A 25,872-nucleotide genomic window follows, 5' to 3' on the forward strand; every position below is an offset into this window, starting at 1 on the left:
CGGTTCAGTCGTCGAGGAAGAAGTCGTGCTGATCCGCGACCTGCTCGTAGCCCTCCAGCCGCACCTGCGTCCGCTCCGGGTCGGCGTCCGCCATCGCCTGCAGCACCGCGGCGGACAGCACCCCGGGCGCCGCGTACGAGTCGAACACCAGCCGCGACCCCGTCCCCGCCGTGAGCGTCACATCGGCCTCCTCGACCAGCGGCCCCAGCGTCAGGTCGGTGATCAGCGCGACCCGCAGGCCGGTGCGGCGGGCCGCCCGCAGCGCCGCCAGCGTCTCGTTGGCGTGCCGGGGCATCGCGAAGGCCAGCACCCAGGTCCCGCCCGCCTCCCGGGACTGAAGCAGCGCGTCGTAGGCCACGCTGCCGCCACGGGTCACCAGCCGCACATCCGGATGGATACGGCGGGCCGCGTACGCGAAGTACTCCGCGAGCGAGACGGAGATCCGCAGCCCGAGAACCGTCAGGGGCATCGAGAGGGCCAGCTCCCGGCCGATGCCGAGCACCCGGTCGGTGTCGGCCAGCACCCGCCGCAGGTTCTCCAGGTTCTGGATCTCGGCGTCGACGGCCGCCTGCAGCTCGTTGCGGCGGATCTCCGCACGGGTCTCCGGCGAACCGGCCACCGCGCTCAGCGCGATCGGCTGCAACGCCTCCCGCAGCGCCGGGTAGCCGCTGTAGCCGAGGGACGTCGCGAACCGGGTCACCGACGGCTGGCTGACCCCGACCCGCTCCGCGAGGTCGGTGATCGACAGGAACGCGGCCTCGGTGAGGTGGTCGATGATGTACTGGGCGATGCGCCGCTGACCGGGGGAGAGGCGGTGGCCGCCGAGCAGTGCGAGCACCCGCTCGGCCGGAGCGGGCTGCTGCTCCTCGGGCGGCCCGCCCGGGGTGATCGCGGCGGCCTGCGCACGTTCCTGCTGCCCTGATGGCACCGGTGTGCCCCCTTCTATGTCCAACTGCTGCTCAACATAGCCCACCGGCCGCGCCGGTCAGGGTGCTCGTCCACGCGGGCGCCGGCCCGCCGCCGGCCCCGGAACGAGGAGATGCGCCGCCCGCACGGCCGGGAGCATGCTGGCAGGGTGACCCGGTACGGCGACGACGTGCCCGAGGCCCCCGCCGAGGACGGCCCGGACCCCGTGCACACGCACGGTCGCGATCCGCAGGCGGACGAACTGGTCATGGTCCTCGCCCAGGCCGAGGTGAGCGCCATCGAGGCCGTGGGCGGCTTCGCGGGCGGCCTCTACCTACGGTCCGCCGCACCCGAACTGCTGCGCCTGGCGGTGATCGCCGGACTGCCCTCGAAGCTCTTCCGGCACTGGTGGGGCATGCATGTGAACCGTCCGTTCCCCCACTCGGACGTCTACCGCACCGGCCAGCCCGTCTACCTCGGCGACACGGAAGAGGCCATGCGCCGCTACCCCCAGCTCATGGCGGGCCTGCCGTTCCCCTTCGGATCGCTGTACGTGCCGATCTCGCACGACCGCGAGTGCTTCGGCGTCCTCGCCGTGCTGCGTCCGGCCACTCCCGGGCAGCCGGTCGCCGAGGCCGACCGGCGGCGCATCCACGAGGTCGGTGACCGGCTCGGCGCGACGCTGGCCGCCATGGCGGCCGACCGGCCGCGCATCGAGTGGGACGCCGAACCGCTGGCCGTGACCCTCCAGTCGCTCACCGCGCCGCCCCTGCGGATCGGCGCTTTCGACTGGAACCTCGAGGCGGGCACCGTGACAGGCGACGAGGGCTGGTGCGCCATCCTCGGCACCGATCCCGCCAGGCTCCCGCTCACCGCGGAGGCGGTGGCCGCGCGGATCGAACCGGAGGACGCCTACGGGCTGTGGGCCCTGGCCCGCCGGTCGGCCGAGTCGGACCGGCCGGTCACCCGCAGACTGCGCCTCCAGGGCGCCGACGGCCGGCCTCACCTGCTCGAACTCACCGGCCGCCGCAGACGCCCCACGGACGCGGCCGCGGCCACGCACCTGACCGGGTACCTGGTCGACCTCGGCGCCGGCCCGGTCGTCCCGGAGGCCGCCGACCGGCTCCCGGTGGGCATCTGCTCCGTCGACCGCCTCGGACGCATCTCGTACATGAACGAGCGCGCGGAGAGACTTCTCGGACAGCCACGGGCCGATCTGATCGGGCGTGTCCTGTGGGAGGCCGTCGACTCGTTCGGGCAGGCCGCCCACGAGGACCACTACCGGGCGGCACTGCTGTCGCCCGACCCGGTCCACTTCCTGCTCAGAGGGACCGACGAATGGCTGTCCGTCACCCTCCACTCGAGCCTCGACGGCCTCACCCTCACCCTCGACGCGGGCGCGCAGCCCACCTACGCCCCGGGATCCGTGGCCGAGCCCGGCGCCGGTCTCGGCTCACCGGCGGACCGGGCCGTGGCCCTGTACCGCCCGGTCGCCCTCGCCATCGCGCTCACCGAGGCGGTCACGGCCCGGCAGGTCTCCGCCGTGGTCACCGAGGAGCTGCTGCCCGCGTTCGGCGGCCGTCAGCTGGCGATCTACATGCTCAGTAACCGTCATCTGTACCTGGCCTGGGAGACCGGGTTCCCCCGGGGCTTCCTCAACCGCTTCGACGGGGTGGGTCTCGACACCAAACTGCCCGGCGTCGAGACCCTCACCTCCGGACGGCCCCTGTTCTTCGAGTCGATGCAGAAACTCGCCGCCGCCTACCCCGGCATCCCCATGGACGCGCACGTCGGCGCCAGAGCCTTCCTGCCGCTGATCGCCTCCGGCCGCCCCGTCGGTTCGTGCATCCTCGGCTTCGACCGGCCCCGGGGATTCAGCCCCGAGGAGCGCACCGTCCTCACCGCGCTCGCCGGACTCATCGCCCAGGCCCTCGAACGGGCCCGCCGGTACGACTCGGAGGCGGCGCTCGCCCGCGGCCTCCAGGACGCCCTGCTGCCGCACCGGCTGCCCGCCGTGGAAGGGCTCGACACGGTGGCCCGGCACCTTCCCGGCACCCAGGGCATGGAGGTCGGCGGCGACTGGTACGACGTCATCGACACCGGCCGGGGGATGGCGCTCATCATCGGGGACGTACAGGGCCACGGTGTCCAGGCGGCCGCCACCATGGGGCAACTGCGCAGCGCGGTAAGGGCCCTCGCCGTCAGCGGCCACACCCCCGTGGAGGTGATGACGGGCACCAACCGGCTGCTGATCGACCTCGACCCGGGCCTCTTCGCCAGCTGCTGCTACATCGTGCTCGACCCGGCCACCGGCCGCGCCGACGCCGTCCGCGCCGGCCATCTCCAGCCCCTGCTGCGTCACCCGGACGGCCGCACCGATGTGCTCGCCCTGCCGGGCGGAGTGGTCCTCGGGGTGGACGCCCGCGCCGTCTACCCCGTCACGGAACTGTTCCTGGAGCCCGGCGCGGTGCTCGCCCTGTTCACCGACGGCCTCGTCGAACAGCCGGGCGTCGACATCGACCTGGGCATCGAAAGACTGCGGCTCACGTTCTCCGAACTGGGTTACGCCCCGCTGTCGGACACCGCGGACCGCCTCATCAACGAGGCCCGACAGACCCCCGACCGCCCCGACGACATCGCCCTGCTGCTGGCCGCGCGGTGGTCGCAGCCCGCCGGGACGGCGGACGGCGTCCCCGTACCGTGACGCCCGGCCTTCACACCTGCCGCACCGGCAGGTCCGCCCGTCCCGGTCTCCTGGCCGCCCCGGACTAACGTGGCTCCATGGACAGGCACGAGGCGACCGGCCCCCCGCCCGAGGACCCCGGCTTCCCGGCGCGGACCGCGCCCCGGTGCGGCGGACTCGGGGAACTGGACGAGGCCGTCAGCCGGTGCCGTGCCTGTCCGAGACTCGTCGCCTGGCGGGAACAGGTGGCCACGGACCGGCGTGCGGCCTTCTTCGGCTGGGAGTACTGGGGCCGGCCGGTGCCGGGCTTCGGCCCCGCCGACGCGTCGCTCGCCGTCGTCGGCCTCGCCCCCGCCGCCCACGGCGGTAACCGCACCGGCCGCATGTTCACCGGGGACGACTCCGGTGACCTTCTGTTCGCCGCACTCCACGAGGTGGGCCTCGCCTCGCAGCCCACGTCCACGCACCCCGGCGACGGCCTTGTCCTGCACGGCGTACGCGTCACCGCGCCCGTCCACTGTGCCCCGCCGCAGAACAGGCCCACGACCACCGAGCGGGACACCTGCCGTCCCTGGCTCGCGACCGAGCTGTCGCTGCTGACGGACCTGCGCGCGATCGTCGTCCTCGGCGGCTTCGGGTGGCAGGCACTGCTGCCCGTCCTCGAGGCCACCGGACGCCGACTGCCCAGGCCGCGCCCCGTGTTCGGGCACGGCGCCCATGTCGTCCTGCCGGACGACGGTGAACGGCCGGAGCTCCATCTGTTCGGGAGCTACCACCCCAGCAGGCGCAACGTCTCCACCCGGCTGATGAACTCGTCCATGCTCGTCGAGGTGCTCCGCGAGGCCGCCGGCGTCAGCGGTCCCGGTCGCTGAGGGCCGGCGCCCCCTCGAGCGCCTGCACCAGCTTGTCGGGGGTCAGGGGCAGTTCCCTGAACCGGACGCCCGTCGCGTGGTGCACCGCGTTCGCCACCGCCGCCGCCGTGCCGACGATGCCGATCTCACCGATGCCCTTGCTGCCCATCGGGTTGAGGTGCGGGTCGTCCTCCTCGATCCACTGCGCCTCGACGGAGCGCACGTCGGCGCAGACAGGCACGTGGTACGAGGCGAGATCGCACTCCGCGTAGTCCCCGAAGCGCTCGTCCATGGTGCTGCCCTCCATCAGCGCCATGCCGATGCCCATCGTCATCCCACCGATGAACTGGGACCGCGCGGTACGGGCGTTGAGGATGCGGCCCGCGGCGAACACACCGAGCATCCGGCGCACCGCCACCTCGCCCGTCACCGTGTCCACCTGCGCCTCGCAGAAGACGGCGCCGAAGGCGTGCCGCGCGTGGGCGGGCTCCCGGCCGGTCTCCTCCTTGGTGTCGGCCGACGCGGTCAGTCCCTCCGCCGGCAGCGGGCCGCGGTGGTCCGCGAGGCGCTTGGCGAGAAGGGTGCAGGCCTTGTGGACGGCCCAGCCCCAGGAGGCCGTTCCGCACGATCCCCCGGCCAGCGGCGCCGCGGGCAGGTCGGAGCTGCCGATCTCGACGGTCACCGTCTCCAGCGGTGTGTCCAGGGCCTCGGCGGCGATCTGCGCCAGCACGGTCCTGGCGCCGGTGCCGATGTCGGTGGCGTTGACCCGGATGCGGTGGACGCCGTCGGCGCCGAGGTGGGCGGTGGCCCTGGAGGGGGCGATCAGCACCGGGTACGTGCTCGCCGCGACGCCGGTGCCGAGCAGCAGGCCGCCCTCCCTGGTGACGCCCGGACGCGGGTCGCGTTCCTCCCAGCCGAAGACTTCGGCGCCGCGGCGCAGGCACGCGGCGAGGTTCCTGCTGCTGAAGGGGAGTCCCGAGTCGGGCTCGGTCGCCGGTTCGTTGCGCAGCCGCAGCTCGACCGGGTCCAGCCCGGTGGCGACGGCGAGCTCGTCCATCGCCGACTCCAGGGCGTACATCCCGGGCGCCTCGCCGGGGGCGCGCATCCACGACGGGGTCGGCACGTCGAGTGCCACCACCCGGTGGACGGTCCGGCTGTTGGGGGAGACGTACATGACCCGGGCCGGGACGGCGGCCTGCTCCACGAACTCCTTCACCCGCGAGGTCTGGGTGACCACGTCGTGGGCGAGAGCCGTGATCCTGCCGTCGGCGCCAGCGCCCAGGCGGACATGATGCAGTGTCGGAGCCCGGTGGCCCACGACCGCGGGCATCTGACGGCGCGGCAGGGACACCTTCACGGGGCGCCCGGTGTGCCGTGCGGCCATCGCGGCCAGCACCACCGGCGGCCGGGGCGTCCCCTTCGAGCCGAAGCCGCCGCCGACGTGCTCGGACACCGCGGTGATCTGCTTCCTGTCCAGCCCGAACAGCTGGGCCAGGGTGTCCCTGACCGGTCCGGAACCCTGGCTCGAGTCCCACACCGTCAGCCGGCCGTCGCCCCACTGCGCGGTGGCCGCGTGCGGCTCCATCGGGTGGTTGTGCAGCGCGGTGAGACGGTAGGAGGCGTCCACGCGGACGTCGGCCGCCGCGTAGGCGCCCTCGAAGTCGCCCCTCTCGCGCACGGCGGGGTGGCCGCCGTTGGCCTCCTCGGGTGTGTAGATGTCCGGGCGGTCGCCGGTGAGCCTCACGTCGTGCTCCTCGGCCTCGTACCCGACGCGCAGGGCGGCGGCGCCCGCGCGGGCGTTCTCCAGGGTGTCGGCCACGACGAGGGCGATGTACCAGCCCCTGTGCGGTACGCGGTCGTCCTGGAGGAGACGGAGGGTCGGGTCGTCGGGCTGTCCGAGGCGGGGGGCGTTCTCGTGGGTGAGCACCGCCAGCACGCCGGGCATCTCCAGCACCTCCGCCGTGCCGAGCGCCGTGACCCGGCCGCGGGGGACCGCGGCGGGCACCGGCCAGCCGTACACGCAGCCCGACGGGGTGTGTTCGGCGGCGTAGCGCGCGGCGCCGGCGGCCTTCTCCACGGCCTCCCGGCGGACGGCGGGCGCACCGAGCACGGTGACCGGCCGGCTCATGACCGCTCCTCGCCGCCGTCGTCCCCGTCCGCGAGCCCGGCGAGGACGTCGACGGCGAGATCGCGCGCGAGCCGCACCTTGAAGGCGTTGTCCCGCAGCGGCTCCGCCACCGCGAGCTCCGCCTCCGCCGCGGCGGCGAAGGCCTCGCGGCCGGCCGGCCCGCCGACGAGCAGTTCCTCCGCCCTGCGGGCCCGCCACGGCCGGTGGGCGAGACCGCCGAACGCCAGACCCACGTGCTGGACCCGGCCGCCCTCGACGGTGAGGACCGCGGCGACGGAGGCAAGGGCGAAGGCGTAGGAGGCACGGTCGCGGGCCTTGCGGTACGCCGACCGCGCCCCGGTGGGCACGGGCGGCAGCTCCACGCCCGTGATCAGCTCGCCGGGCCTCAGCTCGGTGTCCACGTCCGGGCGGTCACCAGGGAGCCGGTGGAAGTCGCTGACCGCCAGCGACCGGTCGCCGTCGGTGGAGTGCAGATGGACCGTGGCGTCGAACGCGGCGAGGGCGACCGCCATGTCGGAGGGGTGTGTGGCGACGCAGTGTTCCGAGTGGCCCAGTACGGCGAGGTCGCGGTGGACACCCGCCCGCGCGGGACAGCCGGTGCCCGGCGCACGCTTGTTGCAGGGCTTGGAGATGTCCTGGAAGTAGGTGCAGCGGGTGCGCTGGAGCAGGTTCCCGCCGGTGGTCGCCGCGTTCCGCAACTGCCCGGAGGCCCCGGCGAGCAGCGCCTGCGACAGCGCGAAATAGCGTGTCCGGACGGCCGGATGGGCCGCGAGATCACTGTTGCGCACGGCGGCGCCGATCAGGAGCCCGCCTCCCGGCACGCCCTCGACCGTGCCGTGGGGCAGCCGGCTCACGTCGATGAGCACGTCGGGTGTCGCGACACCCAGCTTCATCAGATCGACGAGGTTCGTGCCGCCCGCGAGGTACTGCGCCCCGGTGTGCGCGGCGTACGCGGCGACGGCCTCCGCGGCCGTGCCGGGTCGGACATAGGCGAAGGGTTTCACGGTGTCACGTCCTCGATGGCCGCCACGATGTTGGGGTAGGCGCCGCAGCGGCACAGATTGCCGCTCATGCGCTCGCGGATCTCATCGGGCGTGAGGGTGACGGACCCGTCCGCCCCCTCCTGCCGCCCGGTCACCAGCGACGGACGGCCGTCGGCCGCCTCCGCCAGCATCGCCACCGCCGAGCAGATCTGCCCAGGGGTGCAGTAGCCGCACTGCAGGGCGTCCCTGGCGACGAACGCCTCCTGCACGGGATGCGCTTCGCCGCCGGGGGCCAGCCCCTCGGCCGTGGTGATGTGCGCGCCGTCGTGGGACACGGCCGGCATCAGACAGCTGTTCACCCGCCGCCCGTCGGCGATGACGGTGCACGAGCCGCACTGGCCGTGGTCGCAGCCCTTCTTCGGACCCGTCAGGTCCAGGTGCTCGCGCAGGGTGTCAAGAACCGTGGTGCGGTGGTCGAGTGTCAGCGTGTGACTGACGCCGTTGACGTGCAGTGTGACCGCGGAGCTATGGGCGTCCGCGACGGTTGCGGCGCCCGCGGTCCCCGGTCGGCTGGTCGGTTCCACGCCGCAGCCCTTTCGCGTCGGATGACATGCTTCGATCTACTTCCTACCAGCCTGCGGTGCGATGCGCGGTTCGGCCGCTCATGAGCCCTCGGGCCCGTCGACGTTCCGCTGTTCGAGGGGCCGCAGCGCCGGACCCTGGAGTACGGAGCCGTCGACCCCGAACCGGGAGCCGTGGCAGGGGCAGTCCCAGCTGCGCTCCGCCTCGTTGAACGCCACCACGCAGCCCAGATGGGTGCAGCGGGCGGACACCGCGTGGCAGCCGCCGTCGTCGTCGCGGTACACGGCGCAGCGCTGCCCGTTCAGACGCACGACCGCGCCCGTGCCCGGTGCGATGTCGGACGCGGAGTCCACATGGGTGGTGCGCAGCCGGTCACCGACGAAGTGCTTGCCGACCTCGGCCTGCTGCGACAGCAGGGTGGGTGCCTCCCGCACGGTGCTCCAGATCCGCCGCGGATCGTAGAGGTCCGCCCACGGGGCCTTGACGGCGCAGATCGTGCCCGCCAGCAGCCGTCCCGCCAGCACGCCGCTGCTCATGCCCCAGCCGCCGAACCCCGTGGCGACGTACGTGTGCCTGGCACCCGGATGGAAGGGCCCGATCAGCGGCACGGTGTCGCTCGCGTCGTTGTCCTGCGCCGCCCAGCGGTACATGGTCTCCTCCACCGGGAAGTGCGTGTGCATCCACTCGTCGAGGCGCTCGATCCGCTCGGGGACGTCCACCGTGCCGGGGGTGAACGTCTCCCCGGTCACGATCAGCAGCCGGCGGCCGTCGCCCAGCGGGGCCGTGCGCACCGACCGTTTGGTGCCCTCCTCGCAGATGTACATCCCTGCCGGATCCCGGTCGGCCGGCAGCGGCGCCGCCACCACCAGCTCACGGCGCGGCGACATCCGGGCGAAGAGCAGCGCCCGGTCGAACACCGGGAAGTGCGTGGCGATCACGACATCGCGCGCGGTCACGGTCCGGCCGTTCTCCGTGGTGAGCCGGCAGGGCGAGCCCTCGTGCAGGCCGGTGACCCGTGTCCGCTCGTGGATCTTGTTGCCGTAGGCGGTGAGGTCCCGTGCCAGACCGAGGAGGTACTTGCGCGGATGGAACTGTGCCTGCTCCTCCATCCGCACCGCTCCGGCGACGTCGAAGGGCAGCCCGGTGTCCTCGACGTACGCGGCCTGGAGACCCGCTTCCGCGGCGGCCTCGGCCTCGGCCTTGAGCGCGTCGCGCTCGGCGCCGTCCCGTGAGTAGACGTACGACGGGCTGCGCTCGAACTCGCAGTCGATGCCGAGCGCGGCGGAGACCTCGGCGACGCGTTCCACCGCCGCCTGCTGGGAGCGGGCGTAGAGCCGGGCCCCCTCGCCGCCCCTGGTCCGGCGCAGCCGGTCGTAGATCAGGCCGTGCTGTGCCGTCACCTTCGCCGTGGTGAACCCCGTGACGCCCGTCGCGATGCGGTCGGCCTCCAGGACCACCACGGAGCGTCCGCCCTCCCGGGTCAGTTCCCACGCGGTGCTCAGCCCGGCGATGCCGCCGCCCACCACGGCCACGTCGACGGTGATGTCCTCGGTGAGCGGAGGGTGGTCCGTGGCGTCGGTGGTGCGTATCCAGTGCGAATCCGTCGTGCGCGGGTGCGTGGCGCCGGCCGTGTGCGGTGCGTGAGATTCGTTCGACATGCGGTCCGGGTGCCCGGCGACAGGCCGGTGAAGCCTCATCCGCGCCTCGTCGGACACGGGTGACTGAGCGGCGGCGGACGGGGTACCCGGGACAAGGCAACCCGGCGCCACGAACGTGCCGGTACGACGATCAAGGAGGTGTCAGCCGTGGAGACCCGGGCCGACACCGGCAGCACCACCCGTCGCATCCCGGAGACGGAACGGATACGCACCTGCAGGCCCGCGGTCCTGTCAGGGCGTGAATCCGACCGGCAGGGGGAGAGCAACCCGGAGAGCAACATCTTCCGGGGCGAGGACTGAACCGACCGTCTGAAAGCGTACGGAGGCGCCAGCCATGGACGGATCCGGACTCTCCGAACCGGAACGGCTGATCCTCGCCGAGATCGAACAGGATCTACGGGCCGACGAATTCCTCGACCGGCGGCTGCGGACCATGAGTCCCGGACCGCCGCTCGCGAGGATGACCCACCGGTTCCGGTCGCACCTTCTCGCCGCCGCCGTCGGCGTCCTCGCGGCACTGACGTTCGTCCTGCTCGCCATGGCGGCATCCACCTCACAGCCCGGCCTGATCTGGGCGTTCTCCGGCACATGGGCGCTGACCCTGGTCGGACTGCTCACGCTCGCCTGCCGCTGGTCCGAGCGGCTGGCGCACCGCCGCCACGCTAGGGGCCGCCGGGGTGCGGGACCGCCTTGATCGGCGGCCGGCCATGAGGATAGCGAGGACCGGTCCCGGCAAGCGCCGGGAGACACCTCAACAACGGCTGGACCGGCTGTGGGGCGAACTTCTCCGTGAGGTGAGGGTCGCCCTCGCCGGCGTGCAGCTGCTCTTCGTCTTTCTGCTCGCCGTCGCCTTCACCCCGCTCTTCCCGCGTCTCGGCGAGAGCGACCGGCTCATGTACGTGGTGTGTCTGCTCCTCGGGGCGGCCGCCACCGGCCTGCTGACGGCGCCCGTGAGCATCCACCGCATGGTCACAGGACGCGGGATGAAGTACGAGGCGGTCACCTGGGCCTCGCGGTTCACCATCGCCGGGCTGGCGATCCTTCTGTGCATGGTGGCGCTCGGCCTGCTGCTCGTGCTGCGCAGCGTGACCGCTCTGAGTGACAGGACCGCGCTGATCCTGGACGTGGCCGTCGTCGGCGGGCTCACCCTGTGCTGGCTGGTGCCGGCGGTCCTGATGCGCCGCGGAAGCACTCCCACGTCCGTAGCAGACCCCGAAGAGCACGGGCAGGACGCCCCGGAGCCGCCCTCACCCGGGCTGCCGGAGCCCCGCCAGGGTCCGGAGGCAGGCCCGGGCAGCGACGAGTACCGCCGGCCCGGAGGGGCCGGCGGTACTCGTCGGGGCGGGTCTCAGCCCCCGTGACCGCCGCTGCCGAAGGCGCCGCCGCTCTCGTCCGAGTCACGGGGCGGCTTGCTCTCGGGTGCGGGCCGGGAGCCCATGTTGCCGTAGCCGTGGAGCTCGTGAGGTGTCAGGCGCCCCGGCACCTCGTGTCCCTCGGTGACGTCGAACTCGTCCGGCTCCAGGCGGCTCTCGTAATGGGTCTGGTGATCGGGCCGCACCGGCTGCTCCTCGGGTCCCGGTGGGGCATCGCGCCGCCGCCGCGCGCCCACCTGCCAGACCACATAGACGAGCAGGACGATGAGACCGACCACGATCAGTCCGAACACGATGACCGCGGGTGCTCCCTCACCGGCCGCGAGGACAGTGGCGACGTCCCCCGCCGGCTCGTTGATAGTGACCATGTCTACCGGGTACCCAATCTGGCCGGTATATCCGCCGGTGAGCGGCCGGACCCCCGAATGGACCCGATTTCAGGACCCCCTTTCAGGCGGCGGTGCGGTCCGCCGCGGTGAGGGCCTTCAGCAGCTCGTCCCGCTTCATCGTGGACCGGCCCGGGATGCCGAGGTCGGTGGCGCGGGCGTAGAGCTCCTTCTCGCCGAGCCCGGCCAGGTCCGCGCTCGTTCGCACCCGGTCCTCGTACGTGTCGTGGTGGTCCTCGGGCCGCTCGGCATCAGTGGCCGCGCGGGGTGACCAGGCCGGATTCGTAGGCGAGGATCACGAGCTGGGCGCGGTCACGGGCGTGGAGTTTGGCCATGGCCCGGTTGACGTGCGTCTTCGCGGTGAGCGGGCTGATCACCATGCGGTCGGCGATCTGCTCGTTGGACAGGCCCTGCGCCACCAGGGCGACGGCCTCGCGCTCACGGTTGGTGAGCTCCTCGAGCCCCGTGCCGTTGCCGGAGCCGGTGTGGAGCGGCTGGTTGACGTACCGGTCGATCAGCTTGCGGGTGATCGACGGTGCGAGCAGGGCGTCGCCGCGGGCCGCGACCCGGACGGCGTGGAGGAAGTCCTCCGGCACGATGTCCTTGACGAGGAATCCGGCCGCGCCGGCGCGCAGCGCCTCGAAGACGTACTCGTCGAAGCCGTAGTTGGTCAGGATGACGACGTGCACGCCGGCCAGGGCCGGGTCCGCGGCGATGCGCCGGGTCGCCTCGATGCCGTCGACGACCGGCATCTGGATGTCGATGAGAGCGATGTCCGGCAGGTGCTGCCTGGCCAGTGCCACGCCCTCCAGCCCGTCGCCGGCCTCGCCGACCACCTCGATGTCGTCCTCGAGGTCGAGCAGCGCGCGGAATCCGCTGCGCAGGAGCCGCTGGTCGTCGACGAGCAGGACACGGATCATGACGTCTGCTCCACGGGGAGTTCGGCCTGGACGGTGAAGCCGCCCTCGCCGCGCGGTTCGGCGCGCAGCCGTCCGCCGAGGGCCGTGACCCGTTCGCGCATGCCGAGCAGCCCGACGCCCGGCACCGGGGCGGAGCCAGGTGCGGCCTTGCCGTCGTCGTCGATGCGTATCTTCAGGGCGTCCGGACGGCAGTCGATCCGGACCGACGCGGTGCCGGCGCAGGCGTGCCGGGCGATGTTGGTGAGCGACTCCTGCACGATCCGGTAGACCGTCCGGTCCACGGCGGCGGGCACGTCGGGCCGTGGCCCCTCGATGGTCAGCGTCGCGTCCAGGCCGGTGGAACGGGCCCGTTCCACCAGCTCCTTGACGTGGTCGAGCCCCCGTGGCGGGGTGGTGTCGTCGTCGCGCAGCGCCTCCAGCGTCGCGCGCAGCTCCCGGGTCGCCTCACGTCCGGCCTCCTGGATCGCGAGCAGGGCCTCCGGCACCTGCTCACCGCGCCTGCGGGCCACATGGACGGCGACCTCGGCCTGGACCTTGATGATCGAGATCTGGTGGGTGAGTGAATCGTGCAGCTCCCGCGCGATGTGCAGCCGCTCCTCGTCAGCACGGCGCCGCGCGGTCTCCTCACGGGTGCGCTCGGCCTCGTCCGCCCGCCGCTCGGCCTGCCGCAGCGCTTCACCCGCGGCGCCGGCGGCGATCAGCCAGGCGATCTCGAGGGCGCCCCGGGCCTGCGCGAACGCCTCGCCCGCGGACAGCCCGGAGACCAGGCCCGCGAGGGGGAGGGAGGCCAGCATGACCACGCTCGCCACCACCGTGAGCGTGCGGTGACCGGCCCGTACGGCCGCGTACACCGCGAACAGGTAGGCGACGGCGGGTACGTCGAGACCGGCCGCCTGGTACCCCACCGCGCACAGCCCGGTGACGGCCAGGACGGGGACCGGGGCCCGGCGGCGCGCTGCCAGTCCCAGGCCGCCGGCCGCCAGCAGCGCGTAGCCGAGCAGGTCGAGGTCCGAGGCGGCGTGCCGCCCGGACAACCCGGTGATCAGCAGCGCCGCCGCCACACCGACGGCGATCGCCCAGTCTGTGACACCGGCCCTGACACGGGACCGCGCTGTACTCATGCGCGCACCTTAGCCGGGTGCCGCCACGGCGCGAGTCACCCTTGCGGACCAGTGACCGGCTACCGCGCGCGCAGTACCTTCGCGCTGCTTAGCGCGTGCGCCGTTCCGTTGCCGTTGCCGCAGCCGCAGCCGCAGCCGCAGCCGCAGCCGCAGCCGGGCGAGGGCGGCCCGTGCGAGCCGGTCGGTTCTCCGCCTGCCGCAGTCGCTACCAGCGGCTGTGCACCTGCGCGCGGATGCGCCGGTCGTACAGGTCGCGGACCGCGTCCAGGGTGCTGTGGGACAGCGGCGGCTCGTCCGCCGCCGCGGCGTTGGCGCGGGCCTGGCCGGCGGAGCGCGCTCCGGGGATCACGCTGGTCACGCCCGGCTGCTGGATGATCCAGCGCAGCGCCGTGCGCGCCGGTGTGCTGTCCGGCCCCGCGAGCTCCGCGAACTCGGCGGCGGCCTCGACGCCCGTCGCGAAGTCGACGCCGGAGAAGGTCTCACCCTGGTCGAACGCCTCGCCGTGCCGGTTGTACGTGCGGTGGTCGTCGGCGGCGAAGACGGTGTCCTTGGTGTACTTGCCCGACAGCAGCCCGGAAGCGAGCGGCACCCGCGCGATGATGCCCACGCCCGCCTCCGCCGCCGCGGGCAGGACCTCTTCGAGCGGCTTCAGCCGGAAGGGGTTGAGGATGATCTGGACGCTGGCGGTGCCGGGCCTGGCGATGGCGGCGAGCGCCTCCTCGCAGGTCTCCACGCTCACGCCGTACGCGGCGATCCGCTGTTCGGCGACGAGCGTGTCGAGGGCGTCGAAGACCTCGTCCGAGGAGTAGACGGCGGTGGGCGGGCAGTGCAGCTGGACCAGGTCGAGCGTGTCCACGCCGAGGTTCTTGCGCGAACGGTCGTTCCAGGCGCGGAAGTTGTCCAGTACGTAGTTCTCCGGGAGCTGGTCGACGCGCCGGCCCATCTTGGTCGCCACGAACACGTCCGCGTCCGGCCGCTCGCTCAGATAGCGGCCGATGAGCTGCTCACTGCGCCCGTCGCCGTACACATCGGCCGTGTCGAAGAAGGTGACGCCCGACTCGACGGCCGCGTCGAGGACGGTGATCGCGTCCTCGTCGGCGACCTCACCCCAGTCGGCGCCGAGCTGCCAGGTGCCGAGTCCCACCACGGAGACGTTCCTGCCGGTCCTGCCCAATACCCGCTGTTCCATGTGGCGCATCCTATGCCGCGCACCTGCGGGTCAGCGGGGCGGTGCGGTGCTCTCCCGCTCGATCAGCTCCGGCAGCGGCACGTGGACGGAGCGGGCGGCGCCGCCGTCCAGCAGGGCGGTCAGCTCCTGGGCGGCGGTCCGCCCGAAGGTCACCGGGTCGCGGGAGAGGGCGGTGAGGAACGGATGGACCATGCGGCACAGCACCGAGTCCTCCCACGACACGACCGACACATCGCCCGGGACCGAGAGACCGAGGCCGGCGACGACCGCCGCGCCGGCGGCCGCCATCACGTCGTTGTCGTACACCAGCGCCGTGGGCCGGCTGCCGGAGGTGAGGACCCGGCGTGTCACCGCCGCGCCCTGGGTGTCGGAGTAGTCGGTGGTCACCGAGCGGACCTCGGCCAGGCCGCGGCGCTCGGCCTCCGCGCGCAGTGAGCGGATACGCCGGTCGGTGTGGGCGAGCGAGGACAGGCCCGCGATGTGCACGATCCGGCGGTGGCCGAGCTCGTGCAGGCGGCCCACCACGTGGGCCATGGCCCCGGTGTCGTCGGCCCGCACCTGGGACAGGTTCGGGTGCTCCTCCGGGAGGCCGCCGATGACGACGCCGGGCAGGCCGAGCTCGTCCAGCAGCGCGGGCCGGGGGTCGTCGGTACGGGGGTCGACGACGAGAACGCCGTCGACCCGGTGCTCCGCCCACCAGCGGCGGTAGACCGCGCACTCGGCGTCCACGTCCTCCACCACCTGGAACAGCAGGCCGAGTTGGCGTTCGGAGAGGACCTCCTGGATGCCGGAGATCAGCTGGAGGAAGAACGAGTCCACGCCCAGGGTGGTGGCGGGCCGCGCGAGGACCAGCCCGACCGTCGCCGCGCCTTCCCCGGACAGTGCGCGGGCGGCGGTGCTCGGCCGCCAGCCCAGCTGCTCGGCGACCCGGCGGACCCGGTCCCTGGTGATCTCGGAGACGCCGGGGCGGTCGTTGAGCGCGAAGGAGACCGCGCTCTCCGAGACCCCGGCGCGCCGGGCGATGTCCTTCATCGTCGGCCGCCGCGCGGGTGCGCGTCTGCTCGGCGGAGTGTCCTTGGCGGACGGGGTGCTGGCAGTCACCCGGACCCCTTTCCCGTGTTCCCCCGGCCCGTCGGCGAACCGGGCCGGGAGCATCCTATGGCCTGCGGCGGGCAAGGCCGAACGGTCGTCGCCCGATGACTAATGCGCTTGAGTCCTTGGAGCCTAAAGCGCATTAGTAGATCAACGCAAGGCGCCTTACAAAGGGCTCTGACCTGTACTGATGCTCGCCCATAGGGATTAGGTCGGCGAATCTGTTGACTTTCTCCGGCGGTGCAATGCAAGGTCTGCTGGGCAAACGGCCGCCGCCCGCTTCGGCGGTGCGGTCCGCCGCTGCCCGTCACGCGTCTGGTCCGAGCAAAGGAGCCGTTCACCGTGCGCATCAACCGCAGGGCAGTCGCCGCTGCCGCCGTCATCGCCGTCGTCCTGCCGCTGAGTGCCTGCGGGGGCTCCGAGGCGGGTTCGTCCGACGCCTCCGGCAAGGTGGCGGGCAAGATCACCTTCCAGACCTGGAACCTCCAGGCCAACTTCAAGGACTACTTCAACGGGCTCATCGCCGACTTCGAGAAGCAGCACCCGGGCACCGACGTGAAGTGGGTCGACCGGCCGGCCGAGGGGTACGCGGACAAGATCAGCGCCGACGCCGCCGGCGGCACCCTGCCCGACGTCGTGAACGTCTCGCCGGACCTGGTCGCGCCGCTGGCGAAGGCGGGCCTCGCGCTCGACCTGGACAAGGCCGCACCGCAGTACAAGAAGGAGTACCTGCCGGGTGCCTGGGACGCGCACCGCGTACCGGGCGCGGAGGGCACCTACGCCTTCCCCTGGTACCTCAACACCGGCCCCCTGTTCTACAACAAGCGTCTCCTGAAGGACGCCGGCCTCGACCCCGAGAAGCCGCCGACGACGTACGACGAGGTCTTCGACGCCGGACTCACGATGGCGCGGCAGAGCAAGGGCAAGGTCGCCGCCCTCGCCAACGTGCCCACCATCGAGGACTTCGGCCGCTACGGAGTCCCGCTGATGAACGAGGACGGCACGGCCTTCTCCTTCAACGACCCCAAGGGCGTCGAACTGCTCACCCGCTACAAGGAGTTGTACGACGCCAAGGCGCTCGACCCCCAGGCGCTCACGGCCACCCCCGAGTCCTCCGGGCACAAGTTCCTCACCGAGTCCGTGGCCATGAACCCGGGCAGCGCGCTCGACCTCGCCAACTTCAAGAAGCAGGCCCCGAGCCTCTACAAGAACATCGGCATCACCGACCAGATCACCAGCACCGGCAAGGCCAACATGTACGTCATGGGCGTCATGGTGAACGCGCGGAGCAAGCAGAAGCCCGCCGCCGTGGCCTTCGCCCACTTCGTCACCGACGCCACCCGGCAGATGGAGTTCGCCAAGCAGGTGGCGATCTTCCCCAGCACCGCGGGCTCCCTCGACGACCCCTACTTCACCGAGGAGGACGGCACCGACGAGACCCGGGTGAGGGTCGCGGCCGCCAAGTCCCTGAAGACGGCCGTCAATTACACGCCTGTGCTGTTCAGCGAGCAGATGAAGACCGAGCTGCGCAACGCCGTCGCCCGGGCGCTGCAGGGGAAGCAGAGCCCCGAGGAAGCGCTTGACAACGCTGTCAAGGCCTGCGACCGGCTGCTCCGGCAGAGCTGATCGGCCCTTGTCATGAAGACTTCCACCGCCTCCGGCACGACCACCTCCGACCTCGTCCCGGCCGGCCCGCCACTTCATGGCCCCGGCCACGGAACGGGCTCCGAGGGGCGCCGCCCGCGCCGCGGCATCCGGCGCCATCTGCCGTACAGCCCCTGGCTGTTCGCGGCGCCCGGACTGCTCGTCGTCGGCGCGTTCAGCCTGTACCCGTTCCTGAGCACCCTCGTCAACGCGTTCACCGACCGCCGCACCCTCGTCCCCGGCGAGTTCGTCGGTCTGGCGAACTTCCGCGAGCTGCTCGACGACGAGATGTTCTGGATCGGCCTGCGCAACAGCAGCCTGTACGTGCTCGGCGTCGTACCCGCGCTGGTGATCCTGCCGCTGCTGCTGGCCATGCTCGTCCAGCGCCAGATCCCCGGCATCACCTTCTTCCGCTCCGCCTTCTACACCCCGGTCGTCGCCTCGATCGTCGTGGTGGGGCTGATCTGGGTCTGGATGCTCGACGACCGGGGCCTGGTCAACTCGGTGCTGGAGGCGGTGGGAGTCGGCCGCGTCGGATTCCTGAGCGACCAGTGGCTCCTGCTGCTGAGCGCCATGGGCGTCACGGTGTGGAAGGGCCTCGGCTATTACATGATCATCTACCTGGCGGCGCTGGCGAACGTCCCGCGAGAACTGCACGAGGCCGCCGCCGTCGACGGCGCCGGCCCCGTACGCCGGTTCTTCACCGTCACCGTTCCCGCCGTCCGCTCCACCATGGTCCTCGTCGGGGCCCTGTCCTCGGTCGCCGCGTTCAAGGTGTTCTCCGAGGTCTACCTGATGGCGGGTCCCTCCGGCGGACCGGCCGGCGAGGACACCACGCTGGTGATGCTCGTCCAGCGCGTCGGCACCGGCCTGTCGGGCCGCGTCGGTTACGCCTCCGCGATCTCCGTCGTCGTCTTCGTCGTCACCGTCGCGCTGATGCTGCTCGTGCTGCGCGCCGACCGCAAGGAGGACGCGTGAGCGTCATCAACGTCACCGACGCCGACGGCAAGCGGATCCCCGTCACCGGGCTCGCGGTGCGGTACGTGCTGCTGCTCGCCGTGCTCGCGCTGACCGTCGGCCCGTTCCTGTGGCAGTTGTCCACCTCGCTCAAGGGCCCGCACGAGGACATCTTCAGCTCCCCGCCGAAGTTCCTCCCCGGCGAACCGACCCTCGACAACTACACCCGCGTCGCGCAGACCATCCCCGTCTGGGACTACGCGCTCAACTCGCTGAAGGTCGCCGCCGCCAACGTCGTCACCAACTGTGTGGGAGCCGCCCTCGCCGGCTACGCGCTGGCCAGGATGCGCTACCGGGGGCGCAGGGCCGCCACGCTGGCGTTCATCCTCGCCATGCTCGTCCCCGTCGAGGGCATCATCATCGCCCAGTTCACCACCATGCGGGACCTCGGCCTGAACAACACCCTCCTCGGGGTGCTGCTGCCCGGCTCCATCGGCGCCATGAACGTCCTGCTGATGCGCAACGCCTTCCTGAACCTGCCGAACGAGGTCGAGGAAGCGGCGTACGTGGACGGGGCGAACGTCTGGCAGCGGTTCCTGCGCATCGCCCTGCCCTCGGTCAAGGGCACCCTCGCCGTCGTGGCCATCTTCGCGTTCATGGGGGCCTGGGACGACTTCCTGTGGCCGCTGATCGTGCTCAGCGACCCGGAGAACTTCACCCTCACCATCGGCCTCAACTACCTCCACGGCACCTTCGCCAACGACGAACGCCTGGTCGCCGCGGGCACGATCATCGCCGTGCTCCCGCTGATCGTCCTCTTCGCCTGCCTCCAGCGGTTCTTCTTCCGCGGCGTCGGCGAAGGCGCCGTCAAGGGCTGACACCGGCGCGCGTGGCACGGCCCCTTGGGCGCAGCGCGCGGCCGAACGGCCTTCCGACCCACACCCCACGAGACTTGGACGTCGCCGCCTCATGAGCTCCGCCCCGCCGCGCTTCGGCGCCAACTACACCCCCAGCCAGGGCTGGTTCCACCACTGGCTGGACTTCGACCTCGACGAGGTGCGTGCCGACCTCGACTCGATCGCCGGCCTCGGTCTCGACCACATCCGCGTCTTCCCGCTCTGGCCGCTGTTCCAGCCCAACCGCACCCTCGTCCGCCCCCGCGCCGTCGAACAGCTCGTACAGCTCGCCGACGCCGCGGCCGAGCGCGGCCTGGACGTCAACGTCGACGGCCTCCAGGGCCATCTGTCCAGCTTCGACTTCCTGCCCGCCTGGACCCGGACCTGGCACCGGCGGAACATCTTCACCGACCCGGACGTCGTCGCCGGACAGGCCGAGTACCTCAGGACCCTGGCCGCGGCCCTCGCCGACCGGCCCAACTTCATCGGCATGACCGTCGGCAACGAGATCGCGCAGTTCGCCGCCGCGCCGCACCCCGATCCCGACCGCATCACCCCCGCTCAGGCCGGCAGCTGGCTCGACCGCCTGCTCGCCGCCTGCGAGGAGGGCGCGCCCGGCCGGATGCACCTGCACGCCGAGTACGACGCCTCCTGGTACCAGGACGACCAGCCCTTCACCCCCGCCCACGCCGCCCGGACCGGCGCGGTCACCGCCGTGCACTCCTGGGTCTTCAACGGCACCGCGCAGCGGCACGGCGCCACCGCCACGGCCACCGAGCACCACGCCGCCTACCTCGTCGAACTGTCGAAGGCCTGGGCGCTGGAGCCGCACCGCCCGGTGTGGCTCCAGGAGGTCGGTGCGCCCGCGCCGCACATCCCGCCGGAGCACGCCGCCGCGTTCACCGCGGCCACCGTCGCGAACGCCCTCGACTGCCCGGACCTGTGGGGCGTCACCTGGTGGTGCTCCCACGACGTGTCCCGCTCGCTCGCCGACTTCCCCGAACTCGAGTACACCCTCGGCCTGCTGACCAACGACCGCCGCGTCAAGCCGGCCGGGCAGGCCGTCGCCCGGATCGCCGCGCAGTGGCGTGACCGCGAGCACCGGCCCGCCCCACGGACCTGTGCCCTCGTCGTCGACGCCGGCGACGAGGAGACCGCGCCCCGGCGCTCCGTCTGCGCCCCCGGCGGCCCCGTATTCGAGGCCTTCGCCCGGCTCACCGCCGACGGCGCCCGCCCCACCACCGTCCTCGCGAGCCGCGCCGATGACACGGACCACCTCGCCGCCCGCGGCATCACCGAGGTCGTCACCCCCGAACAGGCCGGTCTCCCCGCGAGGCCGGCCACCCGCACCGCACCGTAAGCCGTCCACGACACGATACGGAGCACACGACATGGCCCCCCACCTCAGCAGACGAGGCATCCTCAAGGCATCCGCCGCGGCGGCCCTCGTCCCCGCCCTCGCACCGGCCACGGCCGCCGCCGCGAAGCGGAAGTCGCTCGGCGCGCCGTACGCCTCCTACTGGTACCCGGACTCGCTGCCTCCCGGCACCCCGGGGGAGGGCATCACCTGGCGCAGCCTGAAGACCTGGCGCGCGGAGGACGACGCCGACCTGCCGTTCAACAAGGCGTCGGTCCCGGCGGCGCGCCGGTTCACCCCGCCCCCCGTCAACGCCACGGCCCGTGCGGACAGGGCCCGGATCCAGTCCCTCGTCTCCTTCGCGCCCACGGCCTCGAACCCGCCCCAGGGCGCACCCACCGCCGACTACTACGCCACGACCCACTGGGGATACGTGGACGAACTGGTCTTCTGGGGCGGCTCCTCCGGCGAGGGCCTGATCCTCGCGCCCAACGCCCCCGTCGTCGACGCCGCCCACCGCCACGGCGTGCCCGTGCTCGGCAACGTCTTCCTGCCGCCCGTGGCCTACGGCGGCGATCTGCGCTGGACCCGGGACCTCGTGCAGAAGGACTCCTTCGGACGTTTCCCGCTCGCCGCGCAACTCGTCGCCGTCGCCGTGGCGTACGGCTTCGACGGCTGGTTCGTCAACGCCGAGACCGGCGGCGGCGACAGCACCCTCGCCGCCGACATGCGCGGCTTCCTCACGGAACTGAGGAGTCTCGGCACAGCGAAGGGCCTGAGGGTCACCTGGTACGACTCGATGACCGTGAACGGCTCCGTGAGCTGGCAGGGCGCGCTCAACGAGCTCAACCGTCCGTTCTTCGAGGCGGCCGACTCCATGTTCGTCGACTTCCGCTGGTCGCGTTCCACCCTCGGCTCCTCCGGGCAGCTGGCCGACCGGATCGGACGCAGCCGCTACGAGCTGTGGGCCGGCGTCGACGTCGAGGCGAGCGGCTGGAACAAGTCCGTCGACTGGGACGCCATCGTCCCCTCGAACGGCGACGCCGTCGTCTCGCTCGGCATCTACCGCCCCGAATGGACCCGCAACCACCTGCCCGCCGGTCGCACCCCGGAGCAGTTCCACGCGGCCGACGACCGCTTCTGGAGCGGCCGCTCGCTCGACCCGTCTCGTCCCGACACCTCCGACCCCTGGCGTGCCCCGGCCCTCACCGTGGCCGACCGCTCCACCGTGTCCGGCCTGCCGTTCGCCACCGTCTTCAACACCGGCCACGGACTGCGCTGGTACGAGCAGGGCAAGGCGGTCTCGGACACCGGATGGAACCACCTCGGGCTCCAGGACCGGATGCCCTCCCGCCAGTGGGTCGTGCGGACCACGGGGAGCCGGCCCCACGTCGCCTTCGACTTCGCCGACGCCTGGCACGGCGGCAGCAGCCTCCTCGTCGACGGTTCCCCCGACGCCCCCGTCACCGTCGACCTGTACGCCACCCGGCTGCCGCTCGGTGCCGACACGGTCGTCGAACTCACCCACCGGGCCGACGCGGGACGGGTCACCGTCGAACTCGCGGTCGCCACGGCGGAACCCGCCGCCCCCGGCGAACCCCACCCGTACACCTACCTCCCCGTCGCGGCGGCCGAGGACGGGTGGACCACCCGGACCGTACGGCTCGGCGGCCTGTCCGGCACCGTGCACGCCCTCGGCGTCCGGCTCACCGGTGACGGCGGCCCCGTGCGCTGGCGTCTCGGCGCGCTCGCCGTGCACGACGGCGGCGGACAGATACCGGCCGCGCCCTTCGCACCGCGGATCACCGACGCGACGGACGAGGGCATGCGCTTCGTCTGGCAGGCCGCACCCGGCGCCGCCGGCGGGGCGACGGCGCCGGCCACCCGCCACTACACCCTCCACCGGCTGCTGCCCGACGGCACACGGCGCTTCCTCGGCGCCACCTGCCAGCGCGCCTTCTTCGCCCGTGGCCTCCTGCCCGAACAGGGCGAGCAGTCCGCCCGGTTCGAAGTGCGCGCCGTGGGGGAGCTCTACACCACGTCCGCCCCCGCGACCGTCGTCCGTCCCTGGTAACACGCCCCACCCCCGAGAATCCCGGAGCACCCCTCATGCATGACGACCGCACCCTCGTCGAAGCCCGCCTCAGGCGTGTCCTCGACGAACGCATCCGCCCCGCCGTGTACCCCGAGTCCGTGCCGCTCGACGTCCTGGTGTGGAACGCGCCGGGCGAGCCCGTCCCGGTCGAGGAAGGTCTCGCCGCCACGCCGGAGCCGGTCGCGGTGGGCGACATGTGGGGTGCTCCGTGGGGCACCAGCTGGTTCACCGTCACCGGCACGGTCCCCGGCCGGTGGGCGGGCCGTACCGTCGAGGCGATCCTCGACCTCGGCTTCGACGAGAACATGCCCGGCTTCCAGTGCGAAGGCCTCGTGTACCGTCCCGACGGCACCCCGGTGAAGGGCCTCAACCCGCGCAACCAGTGGGTCCGCGTCGCGGCGCCCGCCGAGGGCGGGGAAGAGGTCCGCCTGCACATCGAGGCCGCTTCGAACCCCGTCATCCTCGACTACCACCCCTTCGTGCCGACGCGGCTCGGCGACAAGGAGACCGCGGGCAGCGCCCCGCAGTACCGGCTCGCCCGCATGGACCTCGCCGTCTTCGACGAGACCGTGTGGCAGCTCGTCCTCGACCTCGAGGTGCTCGGCGAGCTGATGCACGAACTGCCCGCGGACGGCGCCCGCCGCCACGACATCCTCCGCGCCGTCGCCCGCGCCCTCGACCGGGTCGACCTCCAGGACGTGGGCGGCAGCGCGGCCGCCGCCCGTGCCGAGCTCGCCGGCGTCCTCGCCACCCCCGCGCGGCCCTCCGCGCACCGCATCAGCGCCGTCGGCCACGCCCACATCGACTCCGCCTGGCTGTGGCCGCTGCGCGAGACCGTACGCAAGGTCGCCCGTACGACGGCCAACATGACCGCCCTGCTGGAGGACGAGCCGGACTTCGTCTTCGCGATGTCCCAGGCCCAGCAGTTCGCCTGGATCAAGGAGCACCGCCCGGAGGTCTACGCCAAGGTCAAGAAGGCGGTCACGGACGGCAGGTTCGTCCCCGCCGGCGGGATGTGGGTCGAGTCCGACACCAACATGCCCGGCTCGGAGGCGATGGCCCGTCAGTTCGTGCACGGCAAGCGGTTCTTCCTCGACGAGTTCGGCATCGAGAACGACGAGGCCTGGCTGCCCGACACCTTCGGCTTCGCCGCCGGACTGCCGCAGATCATCAAGGCGGCGGGCTCCAAGTGGCTGCTGACGCAGAAGATCTCCTGGTCGCAGACGAACAAGTTCCCCCACCACACCTTCCAGTGGGAGGGCATCGACGGCACCCGGATCTTCACCCACTTCCCGCCCGTCGACACCTACAACTGCTCCATGAAGGGCAGCGAGATCGCCCACGCGGAGAGGAACTTCAAGGACAAGGGGATGGCCAGGCACTCGCTCGCGCCGACCGGCTGGGGCGACGGAGGCGGCGGCACCACCCGCGAGATGGTCGCCAAGGCGGCCCGCCTGCGCGACCTCGAAGGCTCGGCGACGGTGCAGTGGGAGACCCCCGCGGAGTTCTTCACCAAGGCGGAGGCCGAGTACGCCCACCCGCCGGTGTGGGTCGGCGAGCTCTACCTCGAACTGCACCGCGCCACCCTCACCAGCCAGGCGAAGACCAAGCAGGGCAACCGGCGCAGCGAACACCTGCTGCGCGAGGCCGAACTGTGGGCGGCGACGGCCGCCGTCCGCACGGGCTCCGACTACCCGTACGAGCGGCTCGACCGGATCTGGAAGACGGTGCTGCTGCACCAGTTCCACGACATCCTGCCCGGCTCCTCCATCGCCTGGGTGCACCGCGAGGCGGAGAAGACGTACGCCGCCGTCGCGGCCGAGCTGAACGACATCATCGGCGCGGCCCAGCGCGCCCTCGCGGGTGATGCCGGCGGCGGCGAGCTGGTGTTCAACGCCGCCCCGCACCAGCGGCACGGCGTCGCCGCCGGCGGCGCGGCCCCCGCCGCGGAGGGCGGCACCGCACAGCTCACCGAGCGGGACGGCGGCGGCTTCGTCCTCGACAACGGTCTCCTCCAGGTCGAGATCGACGGCCGCGGCCTGGTCGTCTCCGTCTACGACATCGGCGCCGAGCGGGAGACCCTGGCACCGGGCAGCGCCGCGAACCTGCTCCAGATCCACCCCGACTTCCCCAACATGTGGGACGCCTGGGACGTCGACGCCTTCTACCGCAACACCGTCACCGACCTCACGGACGCCGACGAGGTCACCGCGGCCGGCCCGGGAACGGCCGCGGCGGTCCGCGTGGTCCGCTCCTTCGGCGACTCGAAGGTCACCCAGCTGATCGGCCTCGCCCCGGGCGCCAAGCGCCTCGACATCGACACGGAGGTCGACTGGCACGAGACGGAGAAGTTCCTCAAGGCGTCCTTCCCGCTGGACATCCACGCCGAGCGGTACGCCTCGGAGACCCAGTTCGGCCACTTCCACCGGGCCACCCACACCAACACCAGCTGGGAGGCCGCCAAGTTCGAGGCGTGCAACCACCGCTTCGTCCACATGGAGGAGCCGGGCTGGGGTGTCGCCCTCGTCAACGACTCGACCTACGGGCACGACGTCACGCGCACCGTCCGCACCTCCGACGCGGGGACCACGACCACCCTGCGCGTGTCCCTGCTGCGCGCGCCGCGTTTCCCCGACCCGGAGACCGACCAGGGCGTCCACCGCTTCCGCCACGCCCTCGTCCCCGGCGCCTCGATCGGCGACGCGGTACGGGAGGGCTACCGCATCAACCTCCCCGAGCGCCGCGTCCCCGGTGACGCCGAGGTCGCGCCGCTGGTCACCGTCGACAACGACGCGGTCGTCGTCAGCGCGGTCAAGCTCGCCGACGACGGCAGTGGCGACGTGGTGGTGCGGCTGTACGAGGCGACGGGCGGGCGGGCCCGGGCGCGGGTCACGCCCGGCTTTCCGGCCGCCGGGGTTCTGGCCACGGACCTCCTGGAGCGGACCCTCGACGACGTGCCCGCTCCAGAACTGGTCGACGGTTCGGTCCCGTTGAGCCTGCGCCCGTTCGAACTGGTCACCCTGCGACTGGCCCGCGCCTGACCGGACGCGC

The 25,872-nt window shown here is 72.5% G+C and carries 22 protein-coding genes; 11 read left to right on the forward strand and 11 right to left on the reverse strand.

Features of this window, described 5'->3' with window-relative positions:
• Window positions 1–4: 4 nt before the first annotated feature.
• The gene (locus tag SPRI_RS33055; RefSeq protein ID WP_005320923.1) at window positions 5–928 is read right to left on the reverse strand and encodes a MurR/RpiR family transcriptional regulator; all 924 of its coding nucleotides are present in this window, start codon (window positions 926–928) and stop codon (window positions 5–7) included.
• 111 nt (window positions 929–1,039) lie between these two features.
• On the opposite strand from SPRI_RS33055, the gene SPRI_RS33060 reads away from it, so the two are divergent.
• Both SPRI_RS33060 and SPRI_RS33065 read left to right on the forward strand, forming a co-directional pair.
• Window positions 1,040–3,610 carry a SpoIIE family protein phosphatase gene (locus SPRI_RS33060; RefSeq protein ID WP_053557607.1) on the forward strand — a complete coding sequence of 857 codons (2,571 nt, stop codon included), beginning with the start codon at window positions 1,040–1,042 and terminating at the stop codon, window positions 3,608–3,610.
• A gap of 77 nt (window positions 3,611–3,687) precedes the next feature.
• The gene (locus SPRI_RS33065) at window positions 3,688–4,461 is read left to right on the forward strand and encodes a uracil-DNA glycosylase (RefSeq protein WP_053557608.1); all 774 of its coding nucleotides are present in this window, start codon (window positions 3,688–3,690) and stop codon (window positions 4,459–4,461) included.
• On the opposite strand, the gene SPRI_RS33070 is transcribed toward SPRI_RS33065, so the two are convergent.
• The 4 genes from SPRI_RS33070 to SPRI_RS33085 form a co-directional block, all read right to left on the reverse strand.
• Window positions 4,442–6,568 (reverse strand): xanthine dehydrogenase family protein molybdopterin-binding subunit, encoded by a 2,127-nt coding sequence (locus tag SPRI_RS33070; RefSeq protein WP_037775429.1) that lies wholly within the window; start codon window positions 6,566–6,568, stop codon window positions 4,442–4,444. The genes SPRI_RS33065 and SPRI_RS33070 overlap by 20 nt on opposite strands.
• Window positions 6,565–7,572, reverse strand: coding sequence for an FAD binding domain-containing protein (locus tag SPRI_RS33075; protein ID WP_005320928.1), 1,008 nt, complete (start codon window positions 7,570–7,572; stop codon window positions 6,565–6,567). The genes SPRI_RS33070 and SPRI_RS33075 overlap by 4 nt, the downstream gene beginning before the upstream one ends.
• Window positions 7,569–8,135 (reverse strand): (2Fe-2S)-binding protein, encoded by a 567-nt coding sequence (locus tag SPRI_RS33080; RefSeq protein ID WP_005320929.1) that lies wholly within the window; start codon window positions 8,133–8,135, stop codon window positions 7,569–7,571. The genes SPRI_RS33075 and SPRI_RS33080 overlap by 4 nt, the downstream gene beginning before the upstream one ends.
• 78 nt (window positions 8,136–8,213) lie before the next feature.
• Entirely contained in the window at window positions 8,214–9,791 is a 1,578-nt protein-coding gene (locus tag SPRI_RS33085; protein ID WP_005320930.1) for an FAD-dependent oxidoreductase, read from the reverse strand.
• Window positions 9,792–9,938: 147 nt separating this feature from the next.
• Between SPRI_RS33085 and SPRI_RS38615 the strand changes: the two genes are divergently transcribed.
• The 3 genes from SPRI_RS38615 to SPRI_RS33095 are packed head-to-tail and all read left to right on the forward strand — an operon-like array spanning window position 9,939 to window position 11,152.
• Window positions 9,939–10,091: a hypothetical protein gene (locus SPRI_RS38615; RefSeq protein WP_158685217.1), complete on the forward strand. Its 153-nt coding sequence runs from the start codon at window positions 9,939–9,941 to the stop codon at window positions 10,089–10,091.
• Between the two features lie 34 nt (window positions 10,092–10,125).
• On the forward strand, window positions 10,126–10,485 hold the full coding sequence (locus SPRI_RS33090; RefSeq protein WP_005320932.1) for a DUF3040 domain-containing protein: 360 nt from the start codon (window positions 10,126–10,128) through the stop codon (window positions 10,483–10,485).
• Between the two features lie 13 nt (window positions 10,486–10,498).
• Window positions 10,499–11,152 (forward strand): DUF6328 family protein, encoded by a 654-nt coding sequence (locus tag SPRI_RS33095; RefSeq protein ID WP_182327567.1) that lies wholly within the window; start codon window positions 10,499–10,501, stop codon window positions 11,150–11,152.
• Here the strand turns inward: SPRI_RS33095 and SPRI_RS33100 are convergent.
• The 6 genes from SPRI_RS33100 to SPRI_RS33120 form a co-directional block, all read right to left on the reverse strand.
• Complete coding sequence (locus SPRI_RS33100; protein ID WP_005320937.1) at window positions 11,140–11,532, reverse strand: DUF6479 family protein; 393 nt, start codon at window positions 11,530–11,532, stop codon at window positions 11,140–11,142. The two genes, SPRI_RS33095 and SPRI_RS33100, sit on opposite strands and share 13 nt — an antisense overlap.
• An 82-nt stretch (window positions 11,533–11,614) precedes the next feature.
• A complete protein-coding gene (locus SPRI_RS38235) occupies window positions 11,615–11,758 on the reverse strand; it encodes a Rho termination factor N-terminal domain-containing protein (protein WP_005320939.1) in 144 nt (47 codons plus the stop codon).
• A gap of 43 nt (window positions 11,759–11,801) precedes the next feature.
• Window positions 11,802–12,470, reverse strand: coding sequence for a response regulator (locus tag SPRI_RS33105; RefSeq protein WP_005320941.1), 669 nt, complete (start codon window positions 12,468–12,470; stop codon window positions 11,802–11,804).
• Window positions 12,467–13,591 (reverse strand): sensor histidine kinase, encoded by a 1,125-nt coding sequence (locus tag SPRI_RS33110; protein ID WP_005320942.1) that lies wholly within the window; start codon window positions 13,589–13,591, stop codon window positions 12,467–12,469. Before SPRI_RS33110 ends, SPRI_RS33105 begins: the two co-directional genes overlap by 4 nt.
• A gap of 205 nt (window positions 13,592–13,796) precedes the next feature.
• The gene (locus SPRI_RS33115; protein WP_005320943.1) at window positions 13,797–14,780 is read right to left on the reverse strand and encodes an aldo/keto reductase; all 984 of its coding nucleotides are present in this window, start codon (window positions 14,778–14,780) and stop codon (window positions 13,797–13,799) included.
• 30 nt (window positions 14,781–14,810) lie between these two features.
• Window positions 14,811–15,812: a LacI family DNA-binding transcriptional regulator gene (locus SPRI_RS33120; protein ID WP_050791621.1), complete on the reverse strand. Its 1,002-nt coding sequence runs from the start codon at window positions 15,810–15,812 to the stop codon at window positions 14,811–14,813.
• A 402-nt stretch (window positions 15,813–16,214) separates the two neighbouring features.
• Here SPRI_RS33120 and SPRI_RS33125 point away from each other — a divergent pair, with 402 nt between their 5' ends.
• The 6 genes from SPRI_RS33125 to SPRI_RS33150 all read left to right on the forward strand — a co-directional run bounded on the left by SPRI_RS33125 (window position 16,215) and on the right by SPRI_RS33150 (window position 25,862).
• A complete protein-coding gene (locus tag SPRI_RS33125; protein WP_005320945.1) occupies window positions 16,215–17,498 on the forward strand; it encodes an ABC transporter substrate-binding protein in 1,284 nt (427 codons plus the stop codon).
• 12 nt (window positions 17,499–17,510) lie between these two features.
• Window positions 17,511–18,494 (forward strand): carbohydrate ABC transporter permease, encoded by a 984-nt coding sequence (locus tag SPRI_RS33130; protein WP_005320946.1) that lies wholly within the window; start codon window positions 17,511–17,513, stop codon window positions 18,492–18,494.
• Window positions 18,491–19,351, forward strand: a complete 861-nt coding sequence (locus SPRI_RS33135; RefSeq protein ID WP_005320947.1) for a carbohydrate ABC transporter permease — start codon at window positions 18,491–18,493, stop codon at window positions 19,349–19,351. Before SPRI_RS33130 ends, SPRI_RS33135 begins: the two co-directional genes overlap by 4 nt.
• Window positions 19,352–19,442: 91 nt before the next feature.
• Complete coding sequence (locus tag SPRI_RS33140) at window positions 19,443–20,729, forward strand: glycoside hydrolase 5 family protein (RefSeq protein ID WP_005320948.1); 1,287 nt, start codon at window positions 19,443–19,445, stop codon at window positions 20,727–20,729.
• A 31-nt stretch (window positions 20,730–20,760) separates the two neighbouring features.
• On the forward strand, window positions 20,761–22,800 hold the full coding sequence (locus SPRI_RS33145; RefSeq protein WP_005320949.1) for an endo-beta-N-acetylglucosaminidase: 2,040 nt from the start codon (window positions 20,761–20,763) through the stop codon (window positions 22,798–22,800).
• 35 nt (window positions 22,801–22,835) lie between these two features.
• Window positions 22,836–25,862 (forward strand): alpha-mannosidase, encoded by a 3,027-nt coding sequence (locus SPRI_RS33150; RefSeq protein ID WP_005320950.1) that lies wholly within the window; start codon window positions 22,836–22,838, stop codon window positions 25,860–25,862.
• The last annotated feature ends 10 nt before the right edge of the window (window positions 25,863–25,872 follow it).

The sequence above is a fragment of the Streptomyces pristinaespiralis genome, assembly GCF_001278075.1.
Classification (GTDB): Bacteria; Actinomycetota; Actinomycetes; order Streptomycetales; family Streptomycetaceae; genus Streptomyces; species Streptomyces pristinaespiralis.

Bases quoted from the DNA above. Each gene is read 5' to 3' on its own strand.
- SPRI_RS33060 (WP_053557607.1), top strand. From the start codon at position 1,040: ATGCGCCGCCCGCACGGCCGGGAGCATGCTGGCAGGGTGACCCGGTAC.
- SPRI_RS33065 (WP_053557608.1), top strand. From the start codon at position 3,688: ATGGACAGGCACGAGGCGACCGGCCCCCCGCCCGAGGACCCCGGCTTC.
- SPRI_RS33070 (WP_037775429.1), bottom strand. From the start codon at position 6,568: ATGAGCCGGCCGGTCACCGTGCTCGGTGCGCCCGCCGTCCGCCGGGAG.
- SPRI_RS33085 (WP_005320930.1), bottom strand. From the start codon at position 9,791: ATGTCGAACGAATCTCACGCACCGCACACGGCCGGCGCCACGCACCCG.
- SPRI_RS33090 (WP_005320932.1), top strand. From the start codon at position 10,126: ATGGACGGATCCGGACTCTCCGAACCGGAACGGCTGATCCTCGCCGAG.
- SPRI_RS33095 (WP_182327567.1), top strand. From the start codon at position 10,499: ATGAGGATAGCGAGGACCGGTCCCGGCAAGCGCCGGGAGACACCTCAA.
- SPRI_RS33100 (WP_005320937.1), bottom strand. From the start codon at position 11,532: ATGGTCACTATCAACGAGCCGGCGGGGGACGTCGCCACTGTCCTCGCG.
- SPRI_RS33105 (WP_005320941.1), bottom strand. From the start codon at position 12,470: ATGATCCGTGTCCTGCTCGTCGACGACCAGCGGCTCCTGCGCAGCGGA.
- SPRI_RS33110 (WP_005320942.1), bottom strand. From the start codon at position 13,591: ATGAGTACAGCGCGGTCCCGTGTCAGGGCCGGTGTCACAGACTGGGCG.
- SPRI_RS33115 (WP_005320943.1), bottom strand. From the start codon at position 14,780: ATGGAACAGCGGGTATTGGGCAGGACCGGCAGGAACGTCTCCGTGGTG.
- SPRI_RS33120 (WP_050791621.1), bottom strand. From the start codon at position 15,812: ATGAAGGACATCGCCCGGCGCGCCGGGGTCTCGGAGAGCGCGGTCTCC.
- SPRI_RS33130 (WP_005320946.1), top strand. From the start codon at position 17,511: ATGAAGACTTCCACCGCCTCCGGCACGACCACCTCCGACCTCGTCCCG.
- SPRI_RS33140 (WP_005320948.1), top strand. From the start codon at position 19,443: ATGAGCTCCGCCCCGCCGCGCTTCGGCGCCAACTACACCCCCAGCCAG.
- SPRI_RS33145 (WP_005320949.1), top strand. From the start codon at position 20,761: ATGGCCCCCCACCTCAGCAGACGAGGCATCCTCAAGGCATCCGCCGCG.
- SPRI_RS33150 (WP_005320950.1), top strand. From the start codon at position 22,836: ATGCATGACGACCGCACCCTCGTCGAAGCCCGCCTCAGGCGTGTCCTC.